This is a genomic window from Lactobacillus nasalidis, assembly GCF_016587775.1.
Classification (GTDB): domain Bacteria; phylum Bacillota; class Bacilli; order Lactobacillales; family Lactobacillaceae; genus Lactobacillus; species Lactobacillus nasalidis.
Map to the genome: position 1 here is coordinate 1 of NZ_BOCG01000365.1, position 545 is coordinate 545.

A 545-nucleotide genomic window follows, 5' to 3' on the forward strand; every position below is an offset into this window, starting at 1 on the left:
TGCTGCCGGCCAGGCAGCCGCTTTGACCGCTCAGGAAAATGGCGCCAGCGTGCTTTTGCTGGAAAAAGGCCGCCACACCGGCGGCAGTGCCAACTACAGTGAAGGGATCTTCGCTGTCGGCTCCTACCTGCAAAAGGAAAAAGGCATCGAAGTTTCTGGCACTGACGTCTTGAAAGAAGAAGTTGAATACTCCAAGTACAAGGCTGACGCAAGAATCTGGCGCAAGTACGTTGACTCCAGCGCCGAAAACGTTCAGTGGCTGGCTAACGAAGGTGTAGTCTTTGAACGAGTTCAAGCCATGGGGGCCGGCGAAGCTACTTGGCACATCTACAAGGGCTTCGGCTATGGCGCCATCCACAATGCCTTGGAACCGAAATTCCTCGAACTTGGCGGCGAATTGCTGACTTCTGTTGCAGCTACTGCTCTCAAGCTGAACGAAGACGGCAGCAAGACCGTTACCATCAGAAATGAAGCCGACGGTACTACTGAAGACGTTCTGGCCAAAGTTGTCATTTTGGCTGCCGGCGGCTACCTCAACAACAAGG

At 53.9% G+C, this 545-nt stretch carries 1 protein-coding gene; it reads left to right on the forward strand.

Annotated features, from left to right (window positions below; all coding sequences use genetic code 11):
• Positions 1 to 545: FAD-binding protein (locus tag lacNas_RS06890; RefSeq protein WP_201346722.1), on the forward strand; the 545-nt coding region annotated here is incomplete at both ends.